This window comes from Variovorax sp. OV084 (assembly GCF_900111625.1).
GTDB lineage: Bacteria > Pseudomonadota > Gammaproteobacteria > Burkholderiales > Burkholderiaceae_C > Variovorax.
In genome coordinates this window covers 1-3,229 of the sequence record NZ_FOII01000046.1, presented here as the reverse complement: position 1 = coordinate 3,229, position 3,229 = coordinate 1, and the positions used below count along the sequence as shown (strand labels likewise).

The 3,229-nt window shown below is 67.5% G+C and carries 1 protein-coding gene; it reads left to right on the top strand.

Annotated elements, in window-relative coordinates:
- Positions 1-5: 5 nt before the first annotated feature.
- The coding region (locus BMW87_RS34505) for an autotransporter outer membrane beta-barrel domain-containing protein (protein WP_371258893.1) at positions 6-3,229 on the top strand (3,224 nt) is incomplete at its 3' end.

The following is a 3,229-nucleotide window of genomic DNA, read 5'->3' as shown; positions in this document are numbered from 1 at the left end:
TGTCAATGCCGGCCGCGGCGGATTGCGTGGCCACGGGTGCGGCCATCGCCTGCAGTTCGGCGGGAGGAACGCAAGGCACGACCGTCGGGACGGGACCGGCCACGGCTGACAACACCTCGGTGGATGTCCAGTCGGGTGCATTGGTCAGCACGGGCAACAGCTCCGCGATCAGCCTTGGCAACAATGCCACCATCACGGTTCGCAGCGGCGCCACGGTCCAGAACAGCTCCACCAACGGAAACAGTCCGTACCCAGGCGGCATCGGCGCCAACACCGTCGAGTTCAACAGCAACAGCACCATCACCATCGAGCAAGGCGCCAACGTCCTCGCGGATGGAAGCGCCGGCAATTCGGAGGCCATCAATCCCGTCGGCAGCGGCAATACGATCATCAATCACGGAACCGTGCGATCGACCCATGCGGCGATCTGGTTCCAGGCGAACTCCGGCAACAACACCATCGTGAACACCGGCACGATGGAAGCGGGCTATGTGGCGGGCAGCAGCAACCCCGGCACCGCCACGGTGTTCGGTGCCAATGGCACCTCTGCCGTCGATTTCACCAACAAGGGCAGCGTCATCGGGTCGCTCAACTTCGCAAACGGCAACGATGCGCTGCATGCCTACACGGGCTCTTCGATCACCGGCAACATCAGCGGCGGAGGCGGCGCCAACCTTCTCACGCTCGAAAGCGAAGACGGCGGCGCCTCGACGTTTGCACCGCTTTCCCTGGCCGGGTTCCAGACGCTGCAGAGCAATGCCGGGGTCTGGACTTTCAACGTGGCGCTGCCGTCATCGGGCATTACCAGCGCGACTGTCAATGGCGGCACCCTGATCCTGGGCGCCAATGCCAGCACATATACGGGCAGCATGACCGTCGGTTCGGGCGGTGTGCTGCAAAGCAGCGCGCAATTCGCGCCGGCAGCAATCACCGACAACGGGCTGGTGCGTTTCGCCCAGCCCGACAACGCAACCTACGCCGGCCTCGTGAGCGGCACGGGCGGCATCGAGAAGACCGGCGCGGGCACGCTCACGCTGACGCAGGACCAGGCCTTCACCGGCACCACCACGATCAGCGCCGGTGTGCTGCAGCTTGGCAGCGGCGGCACCACCGGCTCGGTGAAAGGCAACATCGTCGACAACGCGACGTTGACCGTCCAGCGCTCGAACGCGCTGACGCTGTCGGGCACCATCAGCGGCTCCGGCGCGCTTGTGCAGGCCGGCACGGGCACGACGGTCCTCACCGCCGACAACACCTACGCCGGCGGCACCGTCATCAGTGCCGGCACGCTGCAACTCGGCAGCGGCGGCACCACGGGCAGCATCGTGGGCAACGTCCTGAACAACGCGACGCTGGTCATCAACCGCTCGAACGCGCTCACGCTGTCGGGCACCATCAGCGGCACAGGCTCGCTCGTCAAGGAAGGCGCCGGCACCACGACGCTCACCGCGGCCAACAGCTACGGCGGCGGCACCGCGCTCAAGCAAGGCCGGCTGAACGTCGGCAACAACCTGGCGCTGGGCACCGGCACGCTGGCGATGGACGACGGCACCACGCTCGGCTTCGCGGCCGACAGCCTGAACCTCGCCAACGCCGTGGTGCTGACCGGCAACAACGACCCGGTGATCGACACCGGCAGCTTCAGCGCCACGCTCAGCGGCAACATCACCGGCGGCGGCTTCATCACCAAGATCGGCAGCGGCACCCTCACACTCTCGGGCTCCAACAGCTATACCGGCGCGACCGATGTGGCCGAAGGCACCCTGAAGGCCGGCGTCGCCGGCACCTTCAGCGCAGCCTCGGCGCACACCGTGCAAAGCGGCGCCACGCTCGACCTTGCAGGCTTCAGCCAGACGGTTGCCTCGCTCGCCAACAGCGGCACTGTCACCTTGGTAGGCACCACACCAGGCACCACCCTCACCGTCAACGGCGCCTATGTGGGCAACAACGGCGTGCTGCGGCTGGGCACCTTCCTGGGCGACAGCACCAGCGTGAGCGACCGGCTGGTGCTCAACGGTGCAAGCGCCTCGGCCAGCGGCAGGACCAGCGTGCAGATCACCCAGCTCGGTGGCCTGGGCGCGCTGACCACGGGCAACGGCATCGAAGTGGTCTCGGCGCTCAACGGCGCCACCACCACCGCGCAGACCACCAAGGATGCGTTCTCGCTCGCGGGCGGCCACGTGGATGCGGGCGCCTACGAGTACCGCCTGTATGCCGCCGACGCCAGCGGCGCCGGCGAGAACTGGTACCTGCGATCGACCACCACGGCAACGACGGGCACGGGCGGATCGACGGGCGGCACAACGGGCGGTACCGGCACGAACGCCGTGCAAGTGCCGGCCTACCGAGCCGAAGTCCCGTTGCTCTCCGCGCTGCCCAGCCAGGTACGCCAGGCGGACCTGGCCATGATCGGCAACCTGCACCAACGCATCGGCGACGATGATGTCAAGGCAGGCGCTGCAGCATCGACCGACACCGAGCGCCGCGCCTGGGGCCGCGTGATCGCCACCGACATCGACATCCGCCAGCAAGGCACCGTCGATCCGCACAGCAAGGGCAACGTCAAGGGCTTCCAGGCTGGCACCGATCTGTTCGCCACATCGAACTGGCGTGCCGGCGTGTACGTCGGCCAACTCGACGGCAGCGTCAGGGTCAGCGGCTTTGCCAGTGGCATCGCCAACCTGGCCGTTGGTTCCAACGACCTGCGCAGCCAGTACCTGGGCGCCTACGGCACCTGGACTGCCGATTCGGGCTTCTACGCCGACGCCGTGCTGCAGGCCGGGCGGCACGGTTACACCGTCGAGCCGCTGTCCACTCAGCGCAGCTCGGGCAAGGGCGACAGCCTGACGGCATCCATCGAAGTGGGCCAGGCATTCGCAATGGGCGACAGCGGCTGGAAGATCGAGCCGCAACTGCAGCTGATTCGCCAGCACCTCAGCCTGGACGACATCGCAATCTCCGGTGCGACCGTGCGGCAGGACAGCGACGACGGCTGGATCGCGCGCGTCGGCGTGCGCGTGAAGGGCGAGCTCTCCACGAGCCTCGGCACGCTGCAGCCGTACGGCCGCTTCAACATCTACAAGGCGAGCGGCGGCGCCGACGTCGCCCGCTTCATCGGACCTGCCGCCACGACCGACATCACGAGCCGCACCGGCTCCACTGTCAGCGAACTGGCCGGCGGCCTCACCCTGGCGCTGAACCAGACCACCAGCATTTACGGCGAAGTCGG